The organism is Pantoea sp. B623 (assembly GCF_024814475.1).
Lineage (GTDB): Bacteria > Pseudomonadota > Gammaproteobacteria > Enterobacterales > Enterobacteriaceae > Pantoea > Pantoea ananatis.
Genome location: NZ_JANUXM010000004.1, coordinates 1,600,542 through 1,625,436, shown reverse-complemented (window position 1 = coordinate 1,625,436; position 24,895 = coordinate 1,600,542). Strand labels below are relative to the sequence as shown.

21 protein-coding genes are annotated in these 24,895 nt (G+C 53.9%); 11 read left to right on the top strand and 10 right to left on the bottom strand.

From position 1 onward, the window contains the following. Positions 1-35: 35 nt before the first annotated feature. The 5 genes from ftsZ to mutT all read left to right on the top strand — a co-directional run bounded on the left by ftsZ (position 36) and on the right by mutT (position 6,315). Positions 36-1,190, top strand: a complete 1,155-nt coding sequence (ftsZ, locus tag NXS97_RS09495) for a cell division protein FtsZ (RefSeq protein WP_013024618.1) — start codon at positions 36-38, stop codon at positions 1,188-1,190. A gap of 101 nt (positions 1,191-1,291) precedes the next feature. Further along, positions 1,292-2,209 (top strand): UDP-3-O-acyl-N-acetylglucosamine deacetylase, encoded by a 918-nt coding sequence (lpxC, locus tag NXS97_RS09490; protein WP_013024619.1) that lies wholly within the window; start codon positions 1,292-1,294, stop codon positions 2,207-2,209. 290 nt (positions 2,210-2,499) lie between these two features. Continuing rightward, complete coding sequence (gene secM, locus NXS97_RS09485) at positions 2,500-3,006, top strand: secA translation cis-regulator SecM (protein ID WP_014606586.1); 507 nt, start codon at positions 2,500-2,502, stop codon at positions 3,004-3,006. 71 nt (positions 3,007-3,077) lie between these two features. Continuing rightward, complete coding sequence (gene secA, locus NXS97_RS09480) at positions 3,078-5,783, top strand: preprotein translocase subunit SecA (protein WP_028714819.1); 2,706 nt, start codon at positions 3,078-3,080, stop codon at positions 5,781-5,783. A gap of 136 nt (positions 5,784-5,919) precedes the next feature. Beyond that, complete coding sequence (gene mutT / locus NXS97_RS09475) at positions 5,920-6,315, top strand: 8-oxo-dGTP diphosphatase MutT (protein ID WP_013024622.1); 396 nt, start codon at positions 5,920-5,922, stop codon at positions 6,313-6,315. Between the two features lie 31 nt (positions 6,316-6,346). On the opposite strand, the gene yacG is transcribed toward mutT, so the two are convergent. The 3 genes from yacG to coaE are packed head-to-tail and all read right to left on the bottom strand — an operon-like array spanning position 6,347 to position 7,917. Continuing rightward, entirely contained in the window at positions 6,347-6,544 is a 198-nt protein-coding gene (gene yacG, locus NXS97_RS09470; protein WP_014606584.1) for a DNA gyrase inhibitor YacG, read from the bottom strand. A gap of 8 nt (positions 6,545-6,552) precedes the next feature. Next, positions 6,553-7,296 carry a cell division protein ZapD gene (gene zapD, locus NXS97_RS09465; RefSeq protein ID WP_112900228.1) on the bottom strand — a complete coding sequence of 248 codons (744 nt, stop codon included), beginning with the start codon at positions 7,294-7,296 and terminating at the stop codon, positions 6,553-6,555. Between the two features lie 3 nt (positions 7,297-7,299). Continuing rightward, positions 7,300-7,917 carry a dephospho-CoA kinase gene (gene coaE / locus NXS97_RS09460; RefSeq protein WP_015700956.1) on the bottom strand — a complete coding sequence of 206 codons (618 nt, stop codon included), beginning with the start codon at positions 7,915-7,917 and terminating at the stop codon, positions 7,300-7,302. A gap of 225 nt (positions 7,918-8,142) precedes the next feature. Between coaE and NXS97_RS09455 the strand changes: the two genes are divergently transcribed. After that, positions 8,143-9,183, top strand: a complete 1,041-nt coding sequence (locus NXS97_RS09455; protein ID WP_116220020.1) for a GMP reductase — start codon at positions 8,143-8,145, stop codon at positions 9,181-9,183. A 40-nt stretch (positions 9,184-9,223) separates the two neighbouring features. Here NXS97_RS09455 and hofC read toward each other — a convergent pair whose 3' ends face one another. From hofC to nadC, 4 genes are all read right to left on the bottom strand, one after another. After that, the gene (gene hofC, locus NXS97_RS09450; RefSeq protein WP_105077126.1) at positions 9,224-10,423 is read right to left on the bottom strand and encodes a protein transport protein HofC; all 1,200 of its coding nucleotides are present in this window, start codon (positions 10,421-10,423) and stop codon (positions 9,224-9,226) included. Beyond that, positions 10,416-11,801, bottom strand: coding sequence for a type II secretion system protein GspE (gene gspE, locus NXS97_RS09445; protein WP_026021064.1), 1,386 nt, complete (start codon positions 11,799-11,801; stop codon positions 10,416-10,418). Before gspE ends, hofC begins: the two co-directional genes overlap by 8 nt. Next, the gene (ppdD, locus tag NXS97_RS09440) at positions 11,788-12,243 is read right to left on the bottom strand and encodes a prepilin peptidase-dependent pilin (protein ID WP_116220021.1); all 456 of its coding nucleotides are present in this window, start codon (positions 12,241-12,243) and stop codon (positions 11,788-11,790) included. Before ppdD ends, gspE begins: the two co-directional genes overlap by 14 nt. Before the next feature lie 176 nt (positions 12,244-12,419). Beyond that, positions 12,420-13,316 carry a carboxylating nicotinate-nucleotide diphosphorylase gene (gene nadC, locus NXS97_RS09435; protein ID WP_022622253.1) on the bottom strand — a complete coding sequence of 299 codons (897 nt, stop codon included), beginning with the start codon at positions 13,314-13,316 and terminating at the stop codon, positions 12,420-12,422. A 197-nt stretch (positions 13,317-13,513) separates the two neighbouring features. On the opposite strand from nadC, the gene ampD reads away from it, so the two are divergent. Together ampD and ampE are read left to right on the top strand one after the other, a co-directional pair. After that, a complete protein-coding gene (gene ampD / locus NXS97_RS09430) occupies positions 13,514-14,065 on the top strand; it encodes a 1,6-anhydro-N-acetylmuramyl-L-alanine amidase AmpD (RefSeq protein WP_014592923.1) in 552 nt (183 codons plus the stop codon). Between the two features lie 16 nt (positions 14,066-14,081). Beyond that, positions 14,082-14,936: a beta-lactamase regulator AmpE gene (ampE, locus tag NXS97_RS09425; protein ID WP_013024632.1), complete on the top strand. Its 855-nt coding sequence runs from the start codon at positions 14,082-14,084 to the stop codon at positions 14,934-14,936. Here ampE and NXS97_RS09420 read toward each other — a convergent pair. From NXS97_RS09420 to aroP, 3 genes are all read right to left on the bottom strand, one after another. Continuing rightward, positions 14,918-15,877, bottom strand: coding sequence for a family 43 glycosylhydrolase (locus tag NXS97_RS09420; RefSeq protein WP_105077128.1), 960 nt, complete (start codon positions 15,875-15,877; stop codon positions 14,918-14,920). The two genes, ampE and NXS97_RS09420, sit on opposite strands and share 19 nt — an antisense overlap. Then, positions 15,874-17,277 (bottom strand): glycoside-pentoside-hexuronide (GPH):cation symporter, encoded by a 1,404-nt coding sequence (locus tag NXS97_RS09415; RefSeq protein WP_014606577.1) that lies wholly within the window; start codon positions 17,275-17,277, stop codon positions 15,874-15,876. Before NXS97_RS09415 ends, NXS97_RS09420 begins: the two co-directional genes overlap by 4 nt. 176 nt (positions 17,278-17,453) lie before the next feature. After that, a complete protein-coding gene (aroP, locus tag NXS97_RS09410) occupies positions 17,454-18,809 on the bottom strand; it encodes an aromatic amino acid transporter AroP (protein ID WP_105080503.1) in 1,356 nt (451 codons plus the stop codon). Between the two features lie 512 nt (positions 18,810-19,321). Here aroP and pdhR point away from each other — a divergent pair. From pdhR to aceF, 3 genes are all read left to right on the top strand, one after another. Beyond that, positions 19,322-20,086: a pyruvate dehydrogenase complex transcriptional repressor PdhR gene (gene pdhR / locus NXS97_RS09405; RefSeq protein ID WP_013024636.1), complete on the top strand. Its 765-nt coding sequence runs from the start codon at positions 19,322-19,324 to the stop codon at positions 20,084-20,086. Positions 20,087-20,188: 102 nt separating this feature from the next. Then, on the top strand, positions 20,189-22,855 hold the full coding sequence (aceE, locus tag NXS97_RS09400; RefSeq protein ID WP_014592928.1) for a pyruvate dehydrogenase (acetyl-transferring), homodimeric type: 2,667 nt from the start codon (positions 20,189-20,191) through the stop codon (positions 22,853-22,855). 14 nt (positions 22,856-22,869) lie between these two features. Beyond that, positions 22,870-24,765, top strand: coding sequence for a pyruvate dehydrogenase complex dihydrolipoyllysine-residue acetyltransferase (gene aceF, locus NXS97_RS09395; RefSeq protein ID WP_112900227.1), 1,896 nt, complete (start codon positions 22,870-22,872; stop codon positions 24,763-24,765). Positions 24,766-24,895 lie beyond the last annotated feature (130 nt).

Genomic DNA, 24,895 nt, shown 5'->3' with positions numbered 1-24,895 from the left:
ATCTCCAGGCGACAGGCACATAACGGAGAGAAATCATGTTTGAACCTATGGAATTAACCAATGACGCGGTGATTAAAGTCATCGGCGTCGGCGGTGGCGGTGGCAACGCCGTAGAGCACATGGTACGCGAGCGTATCGAAGGTGTGGAATTCTTCGCTGTGAATACCGACGCGCAGGCGTTGCGTAAAACAGCAGTCGGCCAGACCATCCAGATTGGTAATAACATTACCAAAGGACTGGGAGCGGGTGCGAACCCGGAAGTCGGCCGTAACTCTGCAGAGGAAGATCGCGAAGCACTGCGTTCTGCGCTGGAAGGGGCAGACATGGTGTTCATCGCAGCAGGTATGGGTGGCGGTACCGGTACCGGCGCTGCGCCTGTTGTGGCTGAAGTGGCCAAAGATCTGGGTATTTTGACCGTTGCGGTCGTGACCAAGCCCTTCAATTTTGAAGGCAAAAAGCGCATGGCCTTTGCTGAGCAGGGGATCGCTGAGCTGTCCAAGCACGTGGATTCACTGATCACTATCCCGAACGACAAGCTGTTAAAAGTTCTCGGACGTGGTATTTCCCTGCTCGACGCGTTTGGTGCGGCTAACGACGTGCTGAAAGGCGCCGTACAGGGGATCGCCGAGCTGATTACCCGTCCTGGCTTGATGAACGTGGACTTTGCTGACGTACGTACCGTGATGTCAGAAATGGGTTACGCGATGATGGGTTCAGGCGTGGCTTGTGGTGAAGACCGTGCAGAAGAAGCCGCTGAGATGGCGATCTCCAGTCCACTGCTGGAAGATATCGACCTCTCTGGTGCGCGCGGCGTGCTGGTCAACATTACTGCGGGCTTCGACCTGCGTCTGGATGAGTTCGAAACCGTGGGTAACACTATCCGCGCCTTCGCTTCAGACAACGCGACCGTTGTAATTGGTACCTCTCTGGATCCAGAGATGAATGACGAACTGCGCGTCACCGTGGTGGCAACTGGTATCGGCATGGATAAGCGTCCAGAGATCACACTGGTAACGAACAAACCAGCCAGCCAGCCTGTCATGGATCATCGTTACCAGCAGCATGGTATGTCCCCGCTGCCGCAGGAGCAAAAACCTGCTGCGAAAGTGGTAAACGATCAGAGTGCACAGTCAAACAAAGAGCCCGATTACCTTGATATTCCGGCGTTTTTGCGCAAGCAGGCCGACTAGGAATAACCTTATAATTGGGATTTCCCGCTCTTTGTGCTAAAGTGTTCGCCCGCTGGTAACGTATACTGGCGGTCGGAAAGCGATATTGCGAGATAATAACGATGATCAAACAAAGGACATTAAAACGTATTGTTCAGGCGACAGGTGTCGGTTTACATACCGGCAAGAAAGTCAGCCTGACCCTGCGCCCTGCGCCGGCTAATACCGGGGTCATCTATCGTCGCACTGACTTGAATCCACCGGTTGATTTTCCGGCTGATGCAAAATACGTGCGCGACACCATGCTGAGCACCTGCCTGGTGAACGATGAAGGCGTGCGTATTTCGACAGTTGAACACTTAAATGCCGCACTGGCAGGTCTGGGCATTGACAACATTATTGTCGAAGTTGATGCGCCAGAAATCCCAATTATGGACGGCAGTGCAGCGCCTTTCATCTATCTGCTGATGGATGCAGGCATCGAGCAGCTGAACAGCGCGAAGAAATTTGTGCGTGTTAAGCAGACGGTGCGTGTTGAAGACGGTGACAAGTGGGCTGAGATCAAACCTTACAACGGTTTCTCGCTTGATTTCACCATTGATTTCAATCACCCGGCTATCGATTCCAGCTCTCAGCGTTACCAGATGAAATTCTCTGCCGAAGCGTTTGTTCGTCAGATCAGCCGTGCACGTACTTTTGGCTTCATGCGTGAAATCGAATATCTGCAGTCTAAAGGCCTGTGCCTGGGCGGTAGTTTAGATTGTGCGATCGGCCTTGATGATTTCCGCGTGCTTAATGAAGAAGGCCTGCGTTTTGAAGACGAGTTTGTGCGTCACAAAATGTTAGATGCCATCGGCGATCTGTTTATGTGTGGCCATAACGTTATTGGCGCGTTTACCGCGTACAAATCGGGTCATGCTCTGAACAACAAACTGCTGCAGGCCGTTTTGGCGAAGCAGGAAGCCTGGGAATGGGCGACCTTCGAAGACGAAGCTGAATTGCCACTGGCGTTTAAAGCACCTAATCTGGTTCTGGCCTGATATCGGCTCAGAACGTAAAAACGGCTGGTTGCGCTGACACTCTCTCCGGTCAGTTGCACCAGCCGTTTTTTATTGCCTCGCCATTCATTTCCGCTTGCTGCGACAGCATTCTCCGCTCAGAACGACCAATTGCTGAATTGCTGCACAATCGCGCGCGATTTCTCCCACTGTTGCACTAAACTCAGGTGTCGCCGCGCCACATTAGTGTTACTATCTCTGGCGCTTTTACAGGCTGCATGCTGCTGAAAACAGCAGTGAATAATTAAAATGTTATGCGCAATGGAACAATTGTGATCGGAATTTTTCTACGCTGGCGACAAATAGGTAGACGCTATTTCTGGCCTCATTTCCTCCTGGGAATGGTGGCGGCCAGTCTTGGCTTGCCGGCGTGTGCGCAAACCACTGAACTCAATACGGCATCCGAAGCCTCAGCCAGTAGCCTGTTCATTGGCAATGCGGTCCGTTTTGATCATTTGATTCGTCTTCAGGAAGCCTCGCGACGCCCCAGTTTTACGGTTGACTACTGGCACCAGCATGCCATTCGCACGGTTATCCGCCATCTCTCTTTCACGTTAACGCCACAGGCGCAGGCGGAAGAGCAGGTGCATCCGCTGGCCGCACAAAAGCTGGCGTTGATTGATTCCCTTCATGCGTTATTAACGTCTCAGGCGGCACAGTCCGGCATCCCTGTTGGTTTGTCCCCGCAACCTCTTCCTGCTGCTCCGGTATCCTCACAGGCTGACGGACACGGCAAAGTGCACGGTATCCGTGCCGGACCCGCGCCATTGTTCTGCTAATCTTTGTGCTTTAAATCCCATTTTAGATTTCGCAGTCCGGGTGACCCGGCTGAATTGAGAATATATTTATTATGTTAATCAAAATGTTGACCAAAGTTTTTGGTAGCAGCAACGATCGTACTTTGCGCCGTATGCGCAAAAACGTTGATATCATCAACAAGATGGAGCCGGAATTCGAAGCGCTCTCTGATGAAGAACTGAAAGCCAAAACTGAGCTGTTCCGTGAGCGCCTGAAAAAAGGGGAATCACTCGAAAGCCTGATTCCTGAAGCTTTTGCGACGGTACGTGAAGCCAGTAAGCGTGTGTTTGGCATGCGCCACTTCGACGTGCAGCTGATTGGCGGGATGGTGCTGAATAACCGCTGTATTGCAGAGATGCGCACTGGTGAAGGTAAAACCCTGACGGCAACCCTGCCAGCCTATTTGAACGCATTAACCGGAAAAGGCGTACACGTCGTTACCGTCAACGATTATCTGGCCCAGCGTGATGCGGAAAATAACCGCCCCCTGTTTGAGTTCCTTGGCCTGAGCGTCGGGATCAACATGTCAGGCCTGCCTTCCGTCGCCAAACGTGAAGCTTATGCCGCAGACATTACTTACGGTACCAACAACGAATACGGTTTCGACTACCTGCGTGACAACATGGCGTTCAGCCCTGACGAGCGCGTACAGCGTAAGCTGCACTATGCACTGGTGGATGAGGTTGACTCCATCCTGATTGATGAAGCCCGTACGCCATTAATCATCTCGGGTCCGGCAGAAGACAGTTCAGACCTGTACACCAAAGTGAATAAAATCATTCCTCATCTGATTCGTCAGGAAAAAGAAGACTCAGACAATTTCCAGGGCGAAGGTGACTACTGGGTTGATGAGAAAGCGCGCCAGGCACATATGAGCGAGCGCGGTCTGGTCAAAGTTGAAGAACTGCTGGTGAGCCAGGGCATCATGGTAGAAGGTGAGTCGCTTTATTCACCGACCAATATCATGCTGATGCACCACGTTACCGCTGCGCTTCGCGCCCATGCGTTGTTCACGCGTGACGTTGACTACATCGTCAAAGAGGGTGAAGTTGTCATTGTTGATGAGCACACGGGTCGTACGATGCAGGGCCGTCGTTGGTCAGATGGTCTGCATCAGGCCGTTGAAGCCAAAGAAGGCGTTGAAATTCAAAACGAAAACCAGACGCTGGCGTCAATCACCTTCCAGAATTACTTCCGCCTCTACGACAAGCTGGCAGGGATGACCGGTACGGCTGATACAGAAGCGTTTGAGTTCAGTTCCATCTACAAACTCGACACGATTGTTGTCCCGACCAACCGTCCGATGGTGCGTAAAGATCTTGCCGATCTGGTTTATATGACCGAGAAAGAGAAGATTGACGCCATCATCGAAGATATTCGTGAGCGTACGGCTAACGGGCAGCCGGTTCTGGTGGGTACGATCTCCATCGAAAAATCAGAAGTGGTATCGAACGAGCTGACACGTGCAGGCATTAAACACAACGTACTGAATGCTAAGTTTCACGCCCGCGAAGCGGACATCGTGGCGCAGGCTGGTCAACCGGGCGCGGTTACCATCGCGACAAACATGGCGGGCCGTGGTACCGATATCATGCTGGGCGGTAGCTGGCATGCGGACGTTGCCGAGCTTGAAAACCCAACCGATGCGCAAATCAACGAGATTAAAGCCGCCTGGCAGATTCGTCATGATGCGGTGCTGGCCTCTGGCGGTCTGCATATCGTGGGTACTGAGCGCCATGAATCTCGCCGTATCGATAACCAGCTGCGTGGTCGTGCAGGCCGTCAGGGTGACGCCGGTTCTTCACGCTTCTACCTGTCAATGGAAGATGCCCTGATGCGTATCTTTGCTTCGGATCGTGTTTCAAACATGATGCGCAAGCTGGGCATGAAACCTGGCGAGGCCATTGAGCATCCGTGGGTGACCAAAGCCATTGCCAACGCACAGCGTAAAGTTGAAAGCCGTAACTTCGATATTCGTAAGCAGCTGCTGGAATATGACGACGTGGCCAACGATCAGCGTCGTGCTATCTACAGCCAGCGTAATGAACTGCTGGATGTGTCCGATGTATCAGACACTATCAACAGCATTCGCGAAGACGTCTATAAATCCATTATCGACAGCTACATTCCACCTCAGTCGCTGGAAGAAATGTGGGATGTACCGGGCCTTGAAGAGCGCCTGCGTAACGACTTCGATCTGGATCTGCCGATTAGCGAGTGGCTGGACAAAGAACCGGATCTGCATGAAGAGACACTGCGTGAACGTATCATGACGCACGCGGCCGAAAGTTATGCGGCAAAAGAAGAGATTGTCGGCGCAGAAATGATGCGCAACTTTGAAAAAGGCGTCATGCTGCAAACGCTGGATTCGCTGTGGAAAGAGCACCTGGCCGCAATGGACTATCTGCGTCAGGGCATCCACCTGCGTGGCTATGCGCAAAAAGATCCTAAGCAGGAATATAAGCGTGAATCTTTTGCCATGTTTGCCGCGATGCTGGAAACGCTGAAGTACGAAGTGATCAGCACGCTGAGCAAAGTCCAGGTGCGCATGCCGGAAGAGGTTGAAGCGATGGAGCAACAGCGTCGTGAAGAGGCCGAGCGTCTGGCGCAACAGCAGCATCTGAGCCACGCCAGCGAAGAAATTCTGGCAGCGGAATCTCTTGCGCAGCAGGGCGGTGAGCGCAAAGTGGGGCGTAACGATCCTTGTCCGTGCGGTTCAGGTAAAAAATACAAACAGTGTCACGGTCGTCTGGCCTGATAAGCGGTTAACGAAAAGGAGCCACTGGCTCCTTTTTTTTACTTTTCCGCTGACCATTCGGCCCCCTGAGCGGTTAACAACCTGCTTAACATGTTTTAGAATCAGCCCTCATTCACCCACTCTTCGGGATATTTTCATGAAGCACCTGCAGGTTGCAGTCGGCATCATTCGTAATGCCAGTAAACAAATTTTCCTTGCCCAGCGTGCGGCTTCTTCCTATATGGCCAATAAATGGGAATTTCCCGGCGGCAAAATTGAAGCCGGTGAGAGCGCAGAGGAAGGGCTGGTGCGCGAACTGGCCGAAGAAACCGGGATTGAAGTGACGCAGGCGCGGGCAATTGGCACGAAAGATCACACTTACGATGACCTGCGCGTGACGCTGCACTTTTTTCTGGTGGAAGGCTGGAAAGGAGAACCCTGGGGCAAAGAAGGGCAACCACAGCGTTGGGTCGATCAACAGGCGCTGATCGCCGATGAGTTTCCGGCGGCGAATCATGAGCTGATCGCACGTCTGGTGGCGGGCGAACTTTAACAGAGTGGGGCAACAAAGCCCCACGTCTCACTCAGCGCTCTTCCTCACTCCAGTTGTCGCTGTCGTTTAAATCATCACTGCTGGGAATGCGCTTCTCTTCCGCCGCCCATTCGCCCAGATCGATCAACTGACAGCGTTTACTGCAAAATGGCCGCCACGGACTGAGTTCATCCCAAATCACCGTTTTACCGCACTGTGGACATTCCACCGTCATTATCTCTTCCTGCATGTTCACCTCTAACAACAGGCCAGTTGGAAATTCAGGCGCGCAGGCACTTCGCCGCGCTCACTGTCCAATGGCATAAAACGAATCGCAAAACGGCTTTTATGGCCTGAAACCTGAGGATACAGCGCATCCTCCATTTCCAGCTGCAGCCGCAGTAAATCAGCGCCTTCAGCATTATCCTGGTAAAACCCGTTCAAACTGGTTTGTAAACGGTAGGTGCCTGACTGGCGAATCAAATCCAGCAACATCGCCAGCGTACTGTGCAGCGGTATAAGCGTTTCCATCCAGCGCGTCACCTGCGCGCCGCGCGTCGCCTGGGGCAGGTGCAGCCAGATGTGCAGGCCGGGTAAATCAAAGCTACAGCATCCGCCGGGAATGCTGAGTCGCTGGCGCACCAGGGCAATCAGACGATCTTCCCGCAGCTGCTGGCCCATTCGTGGGGCGCTGTTAAGCAAAACAGACTGCGCTTTGAGTTTGTCACGCAATGCATCGACCACGGACATATCGACACCGGGGACATCCGCCCAGGCGCGCAGTTTCGTTTGCTGGCGTTCAAGTTCTTTCAGCAACTCGGTGCGCATGTCGCCGCGCTCGAAGATATCCAGTAATTCGCCAACCAGGCGGAAAAAAGTCAGTGCCGTGGCGGTGTTTTCCAGCGGCATAATGTCATGCAGCTGGTCGATCAAAAATTCTACGCGCAGCCAGGTACGCATTTTTTCATTCAGTGGATGTTCAAACAGAACGACTGTACTCATGGGTTAATCCTGTCTCGTTGCCGCAAGCTTTAGATAAAGCTGATGAAGCTTGGCAACCTGGGGTAGCGCCTTTTCAGGTGCGCCACTGTTATCAATAATATCGTCAGCACAGTCAAGGCGCTGTTGGCGAGTGGCCTGTGCTGCAAGAATACGTTTAGCCTGCTCAAGAGAAACATTATCGCGCTGCAGCGTTCGTCTGAGCTGCGTCTCTTCGTCGGTATCGACCACCAGCACGCGATCGGCCTGGCGCTGCAGCCGGTTTTCGACCAGCAAGGGCACGACCCACAAAACATAAGGTGAGGCCGCCTGAGCTTTAAGCTGTTGCGTCCGGGCATTAATAAGCGGGTGAAGCAGCGCGTTTAACCAGGTTTTCTCATCGGGCGTCGCAAAGATGATTTCTCTTAACCGTGAACGTTGCAACGTTCCCTGTTCGGTCAATATCGCATCGCCATAGCGTTCGATAATGGCCTGAAGCGCTGGCGTGCCGGGTTCAACGACTTCGCGTGCAATGACATCCGCATCAATGATATCGACACCGGACGCAGCAAAATACCCGGCAATCGTACTTTTACCGCTGCCAATTCCGCCAGTCAGCGCCACGGTGTAGGGGGGATTTCTCACTCGAACTCTCTTAGTCGGTCAGTATCACGCAGGTCAACGCGTCGTTACAGGAAAAAATGCGTGCCGGATCACACTAAAAATCCGCATCTGAATGTAATGGATTGTAGCGTAAATAAAGTGAAATTCGCAGTCTTGTTGCGGCTGGAATGGCGCGTATCATGAGACAGGGAAAACCCTGATGGCGTCATGTACGGCAGTGTATAACCTCTTACCAGGACACGATGTATGCGCATTGAAGAAGATTTGAAACTGGGATTTAAAGACGTACTGATTCGCCCCAAGCGCTCCACGCTGAAAAGTCGCTCACAGGTTGAGCTGGATCGCCGCTTCACCTTTAAGCATTCCGGTCTGAGCTGGAGCGGCGTCCCGGTTATCGCCGCCAATATGGATACCGTTGGCACCTTTATGATGGCTGAGGCGCTGGCGGGTTTTCATCTTTTAACGGCCGTCCATAAGCATTACAGCGTGGAAGAGTGGCGGGCCTTTGTTCAGCGCGTGCCGGGTTCAGTACTGAACTATGTCATGGTTTCAACCGGTACCTCGGATGCCGATCTCAATAAACTGATTGCGATCATGGCGATCTCCGATGAGCTGCAATTTATCTGCATCGACGTCGCCAACGGCTACTCTGAACACTTTGTTGATTTCCTGAAGCGTGCCCGTGAAACGTTTCCCGGCAAGACAATCTGCGCGGGTAACGTGGTAACCGGTGAGATGGTGGAAGAGCTCATCCTGTCTGGGGCGGATATCGTCAAAGTGGGCATTGGGCCTGGCTCAGTTTGCACCACGCGAGTCAAAACGGGTGTCGGCTATCCCCAGCTTTCTGCGGTTATTGAATGTGCCGATGCAGCGCACGGTCTGAGCGGTCAGATCGTCAGCGACGGTGGCTGCAGCGTACCCGGCGATATCGCAAAAGCCTTTGGTGGTGGCGCAGACTTCGTCATGTTGGGCGGCATGCTGGCGGCGCATGACGAGTGCGAAGGTCGTATAACAGAAGAAAACGGTGAGCGTTTCATGCTGTTCTACGGCATGAGTTCAGAATCGGCCATGAAGCGTCATGCCGGTAGCGTCGCAGAATACCGTGCGGCCGAAGGCAAAACGGTGAAGCTACCGTTGCGCGGGCCGGTAGAGGAAACCCTCCGCGATATCCTTGGTGGTCTTCGTTCTGCCTGCACCTATGTTGGCGCTGAGCGTCTGAAAGAGTTAACCAAGCGCACCACCTTTATTCGGGTCGCCGAGCAGGAAAACCGAACCTTTAATCGTTAAGGTTGCCTGCTGCGTATGCAGTAAGGGCTATACAGCGCCTTTACTGCATCGCTTCTCCCAGCCCAAACACCGGCAAATACATGGCAATCACCAGCGTGCCAACGATGCCGCCAATCACCACCATCATGACAGGCTCCAACGAGGCGGCAAGGTTATCAGCCCGCATCAGCGTTTGCCCTTCATGCCATTCAGCCAGGCGCGCCAGCATCACATCCAGTGCGCCAGCCTCTTCCCCCACGCGAATCAACTGGCTGCAGAGCGGACTAAATAAGGGATGATTGCTCAGCGCCAGATACAGGGGATTACCCTGCGCAATGTGGTTCTGTAGCAGCCTGATGGCGTCCTGCCACAGTCGCGAGGACAGGGTGACTTTCGCTGCCTCAAGTCCCTGTAGCAGCGTGAGTCCAGCCTGCTGCGTCAACTGGAGAACGCTGTAGATTTGTGTCAGCTGATTGCCCTGCCATAGCCCGCCAACGATCGGAATGTGCATCAAAACGCGCTGTTCGCGCCGCTGCCAGTTTTCAGAACGCCGCCGCCACTGTTGCCACCCTGCGACCAGCAGAATAATCAATCCACTTAGCGGGAATCCCCATGCCTGTAATCGCTCAGAGAGCCCGATCACGGCCGCAGTGAACGCAGGCAAGGGAGCATTGAAGGAAGCATACACGGAAACAAACTCCGGCAAGACGAACAGCAGCATGCCGCAGGTAACGGTCAGTGCGACGGCCAGAATAAACAGCGGATAGCGCAGCGCCTTGATCACCTTGCTCCGCAAATGTTGCTGGCGCGTTTGCTGCAGTGCCAGCTGCTCGCAGCAGACATCCAGATGGCCCGTCAGCTCACCCACCTCCATGAGCGCCGGGTAAAGCGGGGGAAATATTTGCGGCCACTGTCGTAAGGCGCTGGAAAAAGGTTCGCCCGCTAATATCTGATGTTGTAGAGCCAGCATCAAGGCTCGCCAGGGCGTCTGCGAATGTCCTTCGGCAAGCAGGCTCAGGCTTTGTGACAGAGGAAGGCCTGCCTTAAGCAGCGTGGCGAGCTGGCGAATCAAGTCAATTTTGTGCTGCCACTTCCAGTCTCTTCGCCGCATCACCTTTCCCCGCGTCCAGCTGACGGGCAGTAAATGACGCTGTGCCAGGTCAGAAAACAACGTCTCGCCGTCAGGCGCAAGATGGTGGCCCGTTTGCAACCTTCCGCTGCCGTCTACCGCATGCCAGCGATACACATAAAGGCTAGTCATTATCCAGTCCGACAACGCGCTGCATTTCTTCCAGGGAGGTATCCCCACGGCTGACGGCTTCAAGACCCGACGCCAGCAGGGTGCGCATGCCCTGCTGTTTTGCCAGACTCAGCAAGCCCTCAAGTGGCATTTCGGCGGCAATGGCGTTTTGTAACTTAGCCGTTATGGGCAGTAATTCAAACAAGGCCAGCCGACCAAAATAACCGGAGAAGCAGTGATCGCAGCCCGGCGCCCGCCAGGTTTGTAACGTTCCGGGCCAAAGTGAGGCGGGAAAGTGGGCAACAGCCTGTGCTGGCTTACGGCAGTGAGGGCACAAACGCCTGACCAGCCGCTGGGCAACGATCAGACGAAGTGCGGAACCCAGCAGATAACCGGGAATGCCCATTTGACGCAAGCGCGTCAGCGTTTCCGCTGTCGAGTTAGTATGCAGGGTAGAGAGAACCAGATGACCGGTCTGAGCTGCCTTAACGGCAATCTCCGCCGTCTCGCCGTCACGTATTTCACCGACCATCATCACGTCCGGATCCTGACGTAACAGGGCGCGTAACACGCGATTAAAATCAAGGCCATACTTTGGATTAATCTGGGTCTGGTTGATACCGGGGAGAGGGATTTCAACAGGATCTTCCACGCTGCAGACATTCTTATCAGGCTGGTTGATCGCGCTCAGGCCACTGTAAAGCGTGAAGGTTTTGCCACTCCCGGTAGGGCCCGTTACCAAAATCAGCCCTTGTGGCTGCCTGAGCGCGGCGGTCAGAAGGCGTAACTGCGCGGTGGGTAATCCCAGCTTGTCCAGCGACAAGGCCGCGCCCTCACTCTGAAGCAGGCGAACGACGGCTTTTTCGCCGCCCTGAACGGGCAGGGTAGAGAGCCGAAAAGAGGCCGATTTTCCGTCAATGTCACAACTAAACTGTCCGTCCTGAGGCAGGCGCCGTTCGGCAATATCCAGACCGGCCAGAATTTTCAGTCGTGCCAGCAGCGCAGCCGGTTGTGTATCAAACTGCAGGGGGAGAGGATGCAGGACCCCGTCAATCCGCAGGCGAATACGCAGAGTGCTCTGATAAGGTTCGATATGAATATCCGATGCACGACGCAGAGTTGCCTGGCGCAAAAGCTGACTGGCCGTATCAATGGTCGATTCGCCGGGAGCTTTTTCATTGGCCACCAAAGGTTTACGCATCGATTCAAACTGTTCTATCCGGGCACGAGGCCAGCACTCCACCTCTGCCTGACACTGGCTGGCAAACTGTAATGCCTCCATCAGGCCCGCCGGGACGCTTTCAGGAACGGCAAGGCGCAAGTGTGTCGCACTGTGCTCAAGGACAATCGCCCGAAAGCGCTGGCAGATGAGCGCAATCGCATCATCAGACGTGGGCATAGGCACCTCCCCGATCGGCAAAGCGGAACTGCTCCTGACAATTATCACGTAGCGTGGTGTTAGTGCTGGTACAGGTGCGCTGCCACTGAATGCTGCCTTCATTGCTGTCCCACACGGGCAGCATTTCAACGCTTAGCCCGTTAAGGCTTTCCTGTCCGGTCAGGGTGATCGTGCCGTTCACGACGGTGACCGCTGAAACATACCGTGATGTTGTGCCTTGCGGAATCCCTCGCTGTCCGGCCTGGCAGGCGTCCGGGCCTCCGCGTTCAATGGCGCAAAGCTCAACCGCCGTTTTAAACGGCACCATCGTTTGCAGCATGTCGGTCAGCGCGGCGCGCTGCAGATAATTTTGGTAGGCGGGCAACCCAATAGCGCTGAGTATTGCCACGATGCCGACCACAATCATTAACTCGACCAGCGTGAATCCACGTTGAGAGATCATTGCATTACCTCCTGAATAAGAAGGTCGCAGTTTAAAAAGCCTGTGATGGCGTTAACAGCAGCAAAAGGGAAGAGTGGAAAAGGGCAGGCAGTAAATACAGCGGGTTACAGCAATACAGCGGTTACGCTGGAAGAAATAGCACAAAACAGGCCGTGCCAGCGGCACGGCACAAGCTGTTATTTAGCGTCAAAGCGCATAGAAAGATCCAGGGCATGGACATGTTTAGTCAGTGCGCCGACGGAAACATAGTCCACACCGGTCTGAGCAATCTCCTGGATCGTCGTTTCGGTCACGTTGCCTGAGACTTCCAGCAGCGCACGGCCCTCGGTTATCTTCACCGCCTCGCGCATCTCATCCAGCGTGAAGTTGTCCAGCATGACGATGTCGGCCGACGCCGTAAGCGCGTCCTGTAGCTCCTTTAACGACTCAACTTCGACTTCTACCGGTACATCCGGATAGAGCCAGGAGGCTTTTTCCACGGCCTGGCGAATCGAACCACTGGCAATGATATGATTTTCTTTAATCAAAAAGGCATCTGACAGACCCAGACGGTGATTGCTGCCGCCACCGCACAGCACCGCATATTTCAAAGCTGTGCGCAGCCCTGGTAGGGTTTTGCGTGTATCCAGAAGCTGAGTCTGTGTGCCTTCCAGCAGCGCAACATAGCGACTGACTTCGGTGGCAACGCCAGACAGCGTTTGCACAAAGTTCAGGGCGGTGCGTTCGGCGGTGAGCAACAGGCGGGCAGGGCCCTCGATTTCAAACAGCAGTTGATCCGGCGTAAGCGTTTGGCCATCTTCCACGTGCCATGTCAGCGCGGTATAGGCACCCAACTGGTTGAAGACTTCCTCTACCCAGCGTTTACCACAAAAAACACCGGCTTCGCGGGTAATCACCCGGGCGTGGGCGCGACTTTCGGCGGGCAACAGTTGGGCGGTAATATCCCGTTCGCTGTCTACCTCACCGCCAAGATCTTCCTGTAATGCGCGTGCGACCGTTTCAGGAATATCATTTTCAATACGTTCAAGCAGCGCACTCCGGCGACTGTCAGGATCATAGCGACGCACAGACATAGCGTTCAGCTCCAGCAAAAGACAGATAACAGTGGGATTACCATATCCTGGATAACAAAGCGGTGCCAGCCCCGAGGGGATTTTTGTTTAGTATACTTAACAAGCGGGCGAGAGTGAGGAGAGCGCGGCGCATTTTGGCGCAATAATGCCTTAGAATTCATGCTATTCTCAGTTCGACTTCGCGATGAGAAATCAGTATGAAATTAGAACATGGATGGCTGACCGGTGTGCGCCAGGTACCGTCACCCCACTGTAATGAACGGCCGCACAACGAGGCGCCCTCTCTTCTGGTCATTCATAATATCAGCCTGCCGCCTGGCGAATATGGCGGGCCGTGGATCGATAAACTGTTCACGGGCACACTGCCCTCAGACGCGCATCCCTACTTTGCTGATATCGCGCATTTGCGCGTTGCAGCCCACTGCTTAATTCGTCGTGATGGCGAGATTGTGCAATATGTTCCTTTTGATCAACGCGCCTGGCATGCAGGCATATCGCAGTTTGAAGGGCGGGAAAACTGCAACGACTTTTCCATCGGTATCGAGCTGGAAGGAACGGACGTTGAGCCCTATACCGAAGCGCAATACCACGCGCTGCATCAGGTCACGCAAATTTTGTTACAGCACTATCCGATAACGCCTGCTCGCATTACCGGACACAGCGACATTGCACCGGGACGTAAAACCGATCCCGGACCGGCGTTTAACTGGCAATATTATCTGCAGCGGTTACCGCAACAAAAATCGTGATTCATCTGGAGTAACTATGACGTTATTTACCTTGTTACTGGTTTTAGGTTGGGAGCGGCTGTTTAAGCTGGGAGAGCACTGGCAACTGGATCATCGGCTTGAACCTGTTTTTCGTCGCCGTCGGCAGGTTTCCCTCATGCGTACTCTGTTGATGTTGTTGGTCGTGATGGCATTGACTGCGCTGGTGGTGTGGAGCCTGAAAGGGATTCTGTTTGGGATCCCGCAGCTTGTGTTCTGGATTGTGGTGGGATTACTGTGCATCGGTGCCGGTGTGGTGCGTCAGCATTATCATGCCTATCTGCAGGCGGCGAGTCGGGATGAGGCGGCCGCGCATCAGGCGATGGCGGCAGAACTGACCTTGATCCACGGCGTGCCGGTTGAATGCAGCGAACGCGAATTTTTACGCGAGTTACAAAACGCCCTTATCTGGATTAACTTTCGTTTCTATCTGGCGCCAATGTTCTGGTTTGTGGTGGGCGGCGCATGGGGGCCAGTTTTACTGGTCGGCTACGCCTTTTTACGGGCCTGGCAAAGCTGGTTGGCAAAACACGGTACGCCAATGGCGCGCGCGCAATCAGGCGTAGACACGCTTTTGCATCTGGTTGACTGGATCCCGGTCCGCCTGGCGGGCGTTGCCTATGCGCTGCTGGGGCATGGTGAAAAAGCGTTGCCTGCCTGGTTTGCATCATTAACCGACAGGCATCGCTCTCAATACCATGTGCTGACGACGCTGGCACAGTTTTCGCTGGCCCGCGATCCTCATACTGATAAGGTTGCTACGCCACGTGTTGCGGTGGCGCTGGCAAAACGCATTTCACTGGTATTAGTGGTGGTCGTGGCGCTCTTGACCATTTACGGGACGCTGGTGTAATCCGCAGGTGGCACGCCAAAATCCGGTGTGCCATCTTCACGCCAGTAAAAATATTTCAGGCGCGTGTGGCGGTTGCCATCCCACAGTGGATCCCCTTCAATTTCCGTATAGTTGCGCGCATGGTAGACCAGCAGATCCCGCCCCGCTTCATCCTGGGTAAAACAGCTGTGCCCAGGGCCGTACTGGCGGTTCTCCCAACTGGTTGAGAATACCGGCCGCGCTGACTTCTGCCAGGCCAGGGCATTAAGCGGATCGGCATCACGCGGAATCGACAGCAGGCCCATACAATAATTCTCATCCGTTGCGCTGGCGGAATAGGTAATAAAAAGCTGGTCGCCATGCACTATCGCCGCCGCCCCTTCATTAACACTAAAGCCTGCGCACTCCCATTCATATTCCGGACGGCTCAGCATGACCGGTTTACCTTTAAGCGTCCATGGGTTGCGCAGCTCCGCAAGATAGAGGTTGGAATTGCCCGGAATGCCGGGATCTTTCTGCGCCCATAAATACCAGTTTTTACCCTGATGAACGAAGTGAGTGGCGTCCAGCGAGAAGCTGTCGATATGGCTCAAAACCTGGCGTACAGGCTGCCAGCGGCCGCTGAGCGGATCCTCACCCTCGCAAACCAGCGCATACATGCGGTGCTGAAACAGCCCGTCTTTGATGTCACGCGAGGGCGCTGCGGCAAAATAGATGACCCATTGACCGTCAATGTGATGCAGCTCCGGCGCCCAAATCAGCTCGCTGAAGGGACCGATATCGGGCTTGTGCCAGATCACCACCGGCTCCGCGTGGCGTAAGTCCATTAGCGTACTGGCGCGTCGGATTTCCAGACGATCGTATTCCGGCACAGAGGCAATAAAGTAGTAGTGCTCTCTGTGGCGCAGGATAAAAGGATCGGCACGCCGTTCGATAAAGGGGTTCGGCCAGTGTTCACTCATTTCAGTGCTCCTGTCTGGATCTCGCTCAGCGGCTGGTTGCTGCCCGACTGTGCCGCGATGCGACGCAGGGCAAGATCGCGTTGGATGGTTTGCATTAAGGTACGATCCACTTTCATCAGTCGTACTACGCCCGCGGTAATCAAATAGCCGATGCCAGGAATAACGGTAAACAGCAGCACGATGCCGTTAATCGCCTGGGCGGATTGCTGCTTAGCTCCCGCATCGTAACCGTAAGCGGAGAGCAGGAACCCCACCATCGCCCCTGCTACCGCTAACCCGACCTTGAGAAAGAACAGGTTGCCTGAAAAGCTGATACCCGTGATGCGCTTGCCAGTTTTCCATTCACCGTAGTCATCCACGTCTGCCATCAGGGACCAGTGCAGGGGGGAAGGAATTTGATGCAGGATATTCAGCAGGAAGTAAGCGATAACGATTGCTACGGTGGCATGAGGATCAAGCCCGTAGAAGCCGCAGGAGAACAGGGCCAGGACAATATTGGTCCAGAAAAAGACTTTCAGCTTGCACCAGCGATCGGTCAGCACTTTGGCCAGCGTACTGCCCAGCATCATGCCCACCACGCCCAGGCTGATAAACAACGTCGCAAAGTGCGGCGTTTGGCCCATTACCCAGGTCACGTAATACATGGTCGCCGCCATACGAATAAACCCCGGACACACGTTGCAGAGCGTGAGCAGCAGAATGCGCACCCATTGGTCATTCTTCCAGACATCGCGCAAATCGTGTTTCAGGTCATCATTTGTCGGCACGGCAGGATGAATACGTTCACGGACGTTTGCGAAACAGAACAGGAACATCGCCAGGCCGACCAGGGCCAGTACGCCCATCGCCATTTGGTAGCCGCGCGCTTTATTGTCGCCGCCAAACCACTCTGCCATGGGCAGTAAAGACAGCGAGAGAATCAGCGTGGCAATCCCCACCATCACAAAACGGTACGACTGACAGGATACACGCTCGCCAGGATCGTTAGTGATCACGCCACCCAGCGAGCAGTAGGGGATATTGATCGCGGTGTAGGTCAGGGACATGAAAAAATAGGTCACAAACGCCCAGATAACTTTGCTGTGATAGCTCCAGTCAGGCGTGGTAAACATCAGCACACTGAATATAACGTAGGGCACCGATACCCACAGCAGCCAGGGGCGAAAGCGCCCCCAGCGGCTTTGGGTTCTGTCGGCAATCGCGCCCATTATCGGATCGGTAATGGCATCCAGAATCCGGACGGAGAGTAACAGCACACCGACCAGCGCCGGGGCTAAGCCAAATACGTCGGTATAGAAATAGCTGAGAAATAACATGACGGCACCGCCAATCATGTTGCAGCCTGCATCACCCATGCCGTAACCCAGCTTTTCTCTGAACGAGAGGGTTTTACCTGTCATTAATGTTTCCTGCAGAACAATTAAACAGAAAAGAAGTATTAATGTTTAATCAGCAGGATGAGCGGCAATAAATCGTTGCGATGATGGACAAAACAGCCATGCGAGAAGAAGTGTGAACCGCGTCGGGTCTGGTGACGGCCCACCCGCTGAAAAATGGCGGCGGGTGGGCAGGAGGATCAGGCTTTTTGCGTCTTATTTTTGACGAAATAGCCAACAGCAAGAACGAGCAGCCAGACAGGAATCAACCAGACGGAGATGGCCATCCCCGGCGTCATGGCCATCAGAACCAGAATGCCGGCCAGGAACACCAGGCAAATCCAGTTACCCAGCGGGTAGAGAACGGCCTTGAATCGGGTGGTTACGCCTTGCTGATTTTTCTTTTTACGGAATTTCAGGTGCGCCAGGCTAATCATCGCCCAGTTGATGACCAGGGCAGAAACGACCAGCGACATCAACAGGCCAAACGCTTCAGCCGGCATAAGAAAGTTGAGCAGTACACACAATGCCGTGGCAACGGCCGACACCAGAATACTCATCACGGGCACACCGCGACGGTCCACGTTCAGCAGCGCTTTAGGTGCATTGCCCTGCTGCGCCAGACCAAACAGCATACGGCTGTTACAGTAAACGCAGCTGTTATAGACCGACAGCGCCGCAGTCAGAATGACGACGTTCAGCGCGTTAGCCACCATCGCATCGCCCAGCTCGTGGAAAATAAACACAAACGGGCTGGTTTCTGCGGTTACGCGCGTCCACGGCATTAAAGAAAGCAGTACCGCCAGCGAACCGATATAAAAGATCAGAATACGCCACAGCACCTGATTAGTGGCTTTAGGAATCGTGGTTTCAGGATTGTCCGCTTCGGCAGCCGTAATCCCTACCAGCTCCAGTCCGCCGAACGAAAACATAATAATGGCCATGACCATCACCAGTCCGCCCAGGCCGTTGGGCATAAAGCCGCCTTGCTCCCACAGGTTGCGCACGGTGGCCTGTGGACCGCCGGTACCGCTAAACAGCAGCCAGCCGCCGAACAGGATCATGGCAATAACCGCAATCACCTTAATAATGGCGAACCAGAACTCCATCTCACCAAACACTTTTACATTGGTCAGGTTAACGGCGTTGATCAGCACAAAGAAGATGGCGGCTGAGGCCCAGGTAGGAAAATCAGGCCACCAGAACTGGATATACTTGCCCACCGCGCTCAGCTCGGCCATCGCCACCAGCACATACAGGACCCAGTAGTTCCAGCCGGAGGCAAAACCGGCGAAGTTGCCCCAGTATTTGTAAGCGAAATGGCTGAAGCTGCCGGCGACCGGCTCCTCTACGACCATTTCGCCGAGTTGGCGCATGATTAAAAAAGCGATAAATCCGGCAATGGCATAGCCTAAAATAACGGCCGGGCCAGCGGATTTGATAACCGACGCACTGCCCAGAAACAGGCCGGTTCCCACTGCACCACCCAGGGCAATCAACTGAATATGGCGGTTTTTTAAACCGCGCTTCAGCGATTCGCCGTGCTGTTGTTCCATACACACCTCATGATGTTGTTATTCTTCGCCGCAGGATGCTCTGACTGTAAAGAATTAAATACACGTAAGACTGATATTTTTAGGGAATCTGACTTGCGTAATGCCGCCAGCTGTAACCTGCCGACCAGAATAGTGATAAGCGCAGGGCTTTGCACCTGCTTTCGCTTTACCTGTTACGAGTTGGCTGAAAAAGAAGCAGCGGAAAAAGGGGGATGTTGACGAGGTGGGTAAAAAACGAACCTGAACGCAGCGAAAGGAAAGCGCAGCGAGCTAAATCGGTTTAACTGGGAGCTTTGTGTAATTTTAGGTAAACCCGAAAAAATTTAACATTGAGTTAACACCCTGTTTTCCACTTTTCAACTCAACAGTTAATGCAAAAGCACAGCCTTACGTCACCTTAATGTCACCGATGCCGTATAGACACAAGGTGAATACTTTGTTACTTTACGGGCTCCTTTTTTGAATTGGTATTACCAATTTACTTTATCAGACAGGCACACTAAGAAGGGAAGATGGCTTACATTAAGATTCGTCAACCCAAACTCTCCGATGCCATTGAGCAGCAACTTGAATCCCTGATTATGGAAGGGACGCTGCAGCCGGGAGAGAAGTTGCTCCCCGAGCGCGAACTCGCCAAACAATTCGATGTTTCACGTCCGTCTCTCCGTGAGGCAATCCAGCGTTTAGAAGCGAAAGGATTGTTACTACGCCGTCAGGGCGGCGGAACATTTGTACAGAAACATCTCTGGCAGAGCGTGAGCGATCCTCTCGTTGGGCTTCTTGCCGAGCATCCGGAATCGCAGTTTGACCTGTTGGAAACGCGCCACGCGTTAGAAGGCATCGCCGCTTACTATGCCGCGCTGCGCGGTACAGAAGAGGATTTACAGCGGATTCGCGACTGCCATCTTCATATTCAGCAGGCGCAGGACAGCGGCGATCTCGACGCTGAAGCAGACGCAGTAATGAAGTATCAGATCGCTGTCACAGAAGCAGCCCATAATGTCGTGCTTTTGCATTTGCTACGATCAATGGGACCTATGCTGGAACAGAACGTTCGACAGAATTTTGAATTGCTCTACTCGCGCCGGGAAATGCTGGCGAAAGTGAGCGGTCACCGCGCCAGAATTTTCGAGGCGATTGTGGCTCGTGAGCCGGAACAAGCACGCGAGGCTTCACACCGTCACCTGGCGTTCATTGAGGAAATCTTGCTGGACAGAAGTCGGGAGCAGAGCCGTCGAGAACGCTCCCTGCGTCGTTTACAGCAACGTAAGGAATAACGTGCGGCAAAGATCGTGCGAACATGTGCGACGAGCCTGTCTCCCTGACGTTAACAGGCTCCCGATTTTTCAACGTATTAGACACAGATAAGGAATACCCCCATGTCAGAACGTTTACACAATGACGTGGATCCGATTGAAACTCGTGACTGGCTACAGGCGATCGAATCGGTCATCCGTGAAGAAGGTGTTGAACGTGCACAGTATCTGATTGATCAGGTGCTGAGTGCAGCCCGCAAAGGCGGTGTGAAAGTTGCTGGCGGTGCTGCCGCAATCAGTAACTACATCAACTCTATTGCCGTTGAAGATGAACCGGATTATCCGGGCAACACCTCACTTGAACGTCGTATCCGTTCCGCCATTCGCTGGAACGCCATCATGTCGGTGCTGCGCGCATCGAAGAAAGATCTGGAACTTGGCGGCCACATGTCCTCCTTCCAGTCTTCTGCCACCATCTATGAAGTGTGTTTTAACCACTTCTTCCGCGCGCGCAGTGAAAAAGACGGCGGCGATCTGGTGTACTTCCAGGGCCACATTTCTCCGGGTATCTATGCCCGTGCTTTCCTGGAAGGTCGTCTGACTGAAGAGCAGATGAATAACTTCCGTCAGGAAGTGGACGGTAAAGGTCTGTCCTCTTATCCGCATCCTAAACTGATGCCGGAATTCTGGCAGTTCCCGACCGTCTCCATGGGTCTGGGCCCACTCAATGCCATCTATCAGGCTAAATTCCTGAAATATCTGGAACACCGTGGTCTGAAAGATACCTCCGGTCAGACCGTTTACGCTTTCCTGGGCGACGGCGAGATGGATGAGCCAGAATCCAAAGGTGCGATCACCATCGCCACCCGTGAAAAACTGGATAACCTGGTTTTCATCATCAACTGTAACCTGCAGCGTCTGGATGGACCGGTCACCGGTAACGGTAAGATCATCAACGAGCTGGAAGGCATTTTTGCCGGTGCTGGCTGGGAAGTGATCAAGGTTATCTGGGGCGGTCGTTGGGATGAACTGCTGCGTAATGACACCAGCGGTAAACTGATCCAGCTGATGAACGAAACCGTTGACGGCGACTACCAGACGTTTAAGTCACGTGATGGTGCCTATGTGCGTGAGCACTTCTTCGGCAAATATCCGGAAACCGCTGCCCTGGTGAAAGACTGGTCAGATGATGAAATCTGGGCACTGAACCGTGGTGGTCACGATCCGAAGAAGATCTATGCGGCACTGAAAAAAGCGCAGGACACCAAAGGCAAGCCGGTACTGATCCTGGCGCATACCATTAAAGGTTATGGTATGGGCGACACAGCCGAAGGTAAGAACATCGCGCACCAGGTGAAGAAGATGAACATGGATGGCGTTCGCTACATCCGCGATCGCTTCAACGTGCCGGTCGAAGACGACAAGATCGAATCTCTGCCTTACATCACCTTCGATAAAGGCTCTGAAGAGTACAACTACCTGCACGGCCAGCGTGAGAAGTTAGGCGGTTACCTGCCATCACGTCAGCCGAAGTTCACTGAAAAGCTGGAAATGCCGGCGCTGGAAGAGTTCAGTGCGCTGCTTGAAGAGCAGAACAAAGAGATCTCGACCACCATCGCGTTCGTGCGTGCACTGAATGTGATGCTGAAGAACAAATCGATCAAAGATCGTCTGGTGCCTATCCTTGCGGATGAAGCCCGTACCTTTGGTATGGAAGGCCTGTTCCGTCAGATTGGTATCTACAGCCCGAACGGTCAGCAGTACACACCGCAGGACCGTGAGCAGGTGGCTTACTATAAAGAAGACGAGAAAGGTCAGATTCTGCAGGAAGGGATTAACGAGCTGGGCGCAGGATCATCCTGGCTGGCGGCGGCAACCTCTTACAGCACCAACAACCTGCCGATGATTCCGTTCTACATCTATTATTCGATGTTCGGATTCCAGCGTATTGGCGATCTGATGTGGCTGGCGGGCGACCAACAGGCGCGGGGCTTCCTGGTCGGCGGTACATCAGGCCGTACCACCCTGAACGGCGAAGGTTTGCAGCATGAAGATGGCCACAGCCATATTCAGTCACTGACGATCCCTAACTGTATCTCCTACGATCCGTCGTATGCCTACGAAGTGGCAGTCATCATGCATGACGGTCTGGTTCGTATGTACGGCGAAGCGCAGGAAAATATTTATTACTACATCACCACGCTGAACGAAAACTACCACATGCCAGCGATGCCGAAAGGTGCCGAGGAAGGTATCCGTAAAGGTATCTACAAGCTGGAAACCGTTGAGGGTAGCAAAGGTAAAGTTCAGCTCTTGGGTTCAGGCTCTATCCTGCGTCACGTGCGTGAAGCTGCCCAGATTCTGGCGACCGATTACGGCATTGGTTCAGACGTTTACAGCGTCACCTCGTTCACCGAGCTGGCCCGCGATGGTCAGGACTGTGAGCGCTGGAACATGCTGCATCCAACGGAAGCCCCACGCGTGCCTTACATCGCTCAGGTGATGAACGAAGCGCCAGCCGTGGCCTCCACCGACTACATGAAGCTGTTCGCTGAGCAGGTTCGCAGCTATGTGCCTTCAAGCGATTACCGCGTGCTGGGTACGGATGGCTTTGGCCGCTCTGACAGTCGTGAAAATCTGCGTCACCACTTTGAAGTGGATGCATCTTACGTTGTGGTTGCCGCGCTGGGTGAACTGGCTAAACGTGGCGAAATCGATAAGAAAGTCGTGGCGGATGCGATCGTGAAGTTCAAGATCGATGCCGATAAAGTTAACCCGCGTCTGGCTTAAGAGGTAACAGAGTAATGGCTATTGAAATCAAGGTACCAGATATCGGGTCAGACGAAGTTGAAGTCACCGAAATTCTGGTCAAGGTTGGCGACAAGGTGGAAGCCGAGCAGTCGCTGATCACCGTGGAAGGCGATAAAGCCTCTATGGAAGTTCCCTCGCCGCAGGCTGGCGTGGTGAAAGAGATCAAAATCGCAACCGGTGACAAAGTGGAAACCGGTTCGCTGATCATGATGTTTGATGCTGAAGGCGCTGCGGAAGCAGCCCCTGCCGCCGCCGAAGAGAAGAAAGCGGACGCGGCGCCTGCGCCAGCCGCTGCTGCGGCCACTGCCAGCAAAGAAGTTGCTGTGCCGGATATCGGCGGTGACGAAGTTGAAGTCACTGAGATTCTGGTTAAGGTTGGCGATAAAGTCGAAGCCGAGCAGTCACTTATTGTCGTCGAAGGTGACAAAGCGTCAATGGAAGTTCCGGCTCCGTTCGCGGGTGTGGTCAAAGAGATCACCATTGCGACCGGCGACAAAGTCAGCACCGGTTCAGCCATCATGGTCTTTGAAGCAGAAGGTGCAGCACCGGCCTCTGATGCGAAGCCAGAAGTGAAAGAAGAAGCGGCATCGGCACCTGCCGCGGCTGCGGGTTCAAAAGAGGTCAACGTACCTGACATCGGCGGTGACGAAGTCGAAGTCACCGAAGTGCTGGTGAAGGTGGGTGATAAAGTCGAAGCTGAGCAGTCACTGATTGTGGTGGAAGGCGATAAAGCGTCGATGGAAGTCCCGGCACCTTTCGCGGGCACGGTCAAAGAACTGAAAGTGGCAAAGGGCGATAAAGTCAGCACCGGTTCGCTGATCATGGTGTTTGAAGTGGAAGGCGCTGCGCCTGCCGCTGCACCGGCTGCCAAAAAAGAGGCGGCACCTACGCCAGCGGCGTCGGAATCGAAGCCTGCTGCACCTGCTGCTAAAGCAGAGAGCAAAGGCGAATTTGCCGAAAACGATGCGTATGTGCATGCCACGCCGGTCATTCGTCGTCTGGCGCGTGAATTTGGCGTTAACCTGGCCAAAGTTAAAGGCACAGGCCGTAAAGGTCGTATTCTGAAAGAAGACGTTCAGGCTTACGTTAAAGATGCCGTGAAACGCGCAGAAGCCGCGCCAGCCGCCGCCAGCGGTGGCGGCCTACCGGGCATGCTGCCATGGCCAAAAGTTGACTTCAGTAAGTTTGGTGAAGTTGAAGAAGTGGAGCTGGGCCGTATCCAGAAAATCTCGGGTGCGAACCTGAGCCGTAACTGGGTCATGATCCCACACGTTACGCACTTCGACAAAACCGATATTACCGAGCTTGAAGCTTTCCGTAAGCAGCAGAACGCCGAAGCGGAGAAGCGTAAGCTGGACGTGAAATACACGCCAGTGGTCTTCATCATGAAAGCGGTGGCGGCGGCGCTTGAGCAGATGCCACGCTTTAACAGCTCACTGTCTGAAGATGCGCAGAAGCTGACGTTGAAAAAGTACATCAACATCGGTGTGGCGGTGGATACGCCAAACGGCCTGGTGGTTCCGGTCTTTAAAGACGTGAACAAGAAGGGCATCACAGAACTGTCTCGTGAACTGATGGCGATCTCTAAAAAGGCGCGCGATGGCAAACTAACCGCAGGCGACATGCAGGGCGGCTGTTTCACCATCTCCAGTCTTGGCGGCCTGGGCACCACCCACTTTGCGCCGATTGTTAACGCGCCAGAAGTGGCCATCCTTGGTGTGTCAAAGTCAGCGATGGAGCCAGTGTGGAACGGTAAAGAGTTTGCACCACGTCTGATGATGCCAATCTCTCTGTCCTTCGATCACCGCGTTATCGACGGTGCAGATGGCGCACGTTTCATTACCATTATTGGCAATATGCTGTCAGACATTCGTCGTCTGGTTATGTAAAAAGCGCAAAAGGCCGGCAAATGCCGGCCTTTTTGTAACATTCAGGGCACCGCGGTTGGCAGTTTATTAACAATTCTGTAAACTCTTGCGGTGAACATGTCCCGGTGGAATAAGGACATCATGAGCCTAT

Excerpts from the sequence above, each read along its gene's own strand:
- aceE (WP_014592928.1), top strand. The coding sequence starts at position 20,189 with ATGTCAGAACGTTTACACAATGACGTGGATCCGATTGAAACTCGTGAC.
- secA (WP_028714819.1), top strand. The coding sequence starts at position 3,078 with ATGTTAATCAAAATGTTGACCAAAGTTTTTGGTAGCAGCAACGATCGT.
- mutT (WP_013024622.1), top strand. The coding sequence starts at position 5,920 with ATGAAGCACCTGCAGGTTGCAGTCGGCATCATTCGTAATGCCAGTAAA.
- pdhR (WP_013024636.1), top strand. The coding sequence starts at position 19,322 with ATGGCTTACATTAAGATTCGTCAACCCAAACTCTCCGATGCCATTGAG.
- ampD (WP_014592923.1), top strand. The coding sequence starts at position 13,514 with ATGAAATTAGAACATGGATGGCTGACCGGTGTGCGCCAGGTACCGTCA.
- aroP (WP_105080503.1), bottom strand. The coding sequence starts at position 18,809 with ATGGAACAACAGCACGGCGAATCGCTGAAGCGCGGTTTAAAAAACCGC.
- aceF (WP_112900227.1), top strand. The coding sequence starts at position 22,870 with ATGGCTATTGAAATCAAGGTACCAGATATCGGGTCAGACGAAGTTGAA.
- gspE (WP_026021064.1), bottom strand. The coding sequence starts at position 11,801 with ATGCCCACGTCTGATGATGCGATTGCGCTCATCTGCCAGCGCTTTCGG.
- hofC (WP_105077126.1), bottom strand. The coding sequence starts at position 10,423 with ATGACTAGCCTTTATGTGTATCGCTGGCATGCGGTAGACGGCAGCGGA.
- zapD (WP_112900228.1), bottom strand. The coding sequence starts at position 7,296 with ATGAGTACAGTCGTTCTGTTTGAACATCCACTGAATGAAAAAATGCGT.
- lpxC (WP_013024619.1), top strand. The coding sequence starts at position 1,292 with ATGATCAAACAAAGGACATTAAAACGTATTGTTCAGGCGACAGGTGTC.
- NXS97_RS09455 (WP_116220020.1), top strand. The coding sequence starts at position 8,143 with ATGCGCATTGAAGAAGATTTGAAACTGGGATTTAAAGACGTACTGATT.
- NXS97_RS09415 (WP_014606577.1), bottom strand. The coding sequence starts at position 17,277 with ATGACAGGTAAAACCCTCTCGTTCAGAGAAAAGCTGGGTTACGGCATG.
- yacG (WP_014606584.1), bottom strand. The coding sequence starts at position 6,544 with ATGCAGGAAGAGATAATGACGGTGGAATGTCCACAGTGCGGTAAAACG.
- nadC (WP_022622253.1), bottom strand. The coding sequence starts at position 13,316 with ATGTCTGTGCGTCGCTATGATCCTGACAGTCGCCGGAGTGCGCTGCTT.
- ampE (WP_013024632.1), top strand. The coding sequence starts at position 14,082 with ATGACGTTATTTACCTTGTTACTGGTTTTAGGTTGGGAGCGGCTGTTT.
- NXS97_RS09420 (WP_105077128.1), bottom strand. The coding sequence starts at position 15,877 with ATGAGTGAACACTGGCCGAACCCCTTTATCGAACGGCGTGCCGATCCT.
- ppdD (WP_116220021.1), bottom strand. The coding sequence starts at position 12,243 with ATGATCTCTCAACGTGGATTCACGCTGGTCGAGTTAATGATTGTGGTC.
- ftsZ (WP_013024618.1), top strand. The coding sequence starts at position 36 with ATGTTTGAACCTATGGAATTAACCAATGACGCGGTGATTAAAGTCATC.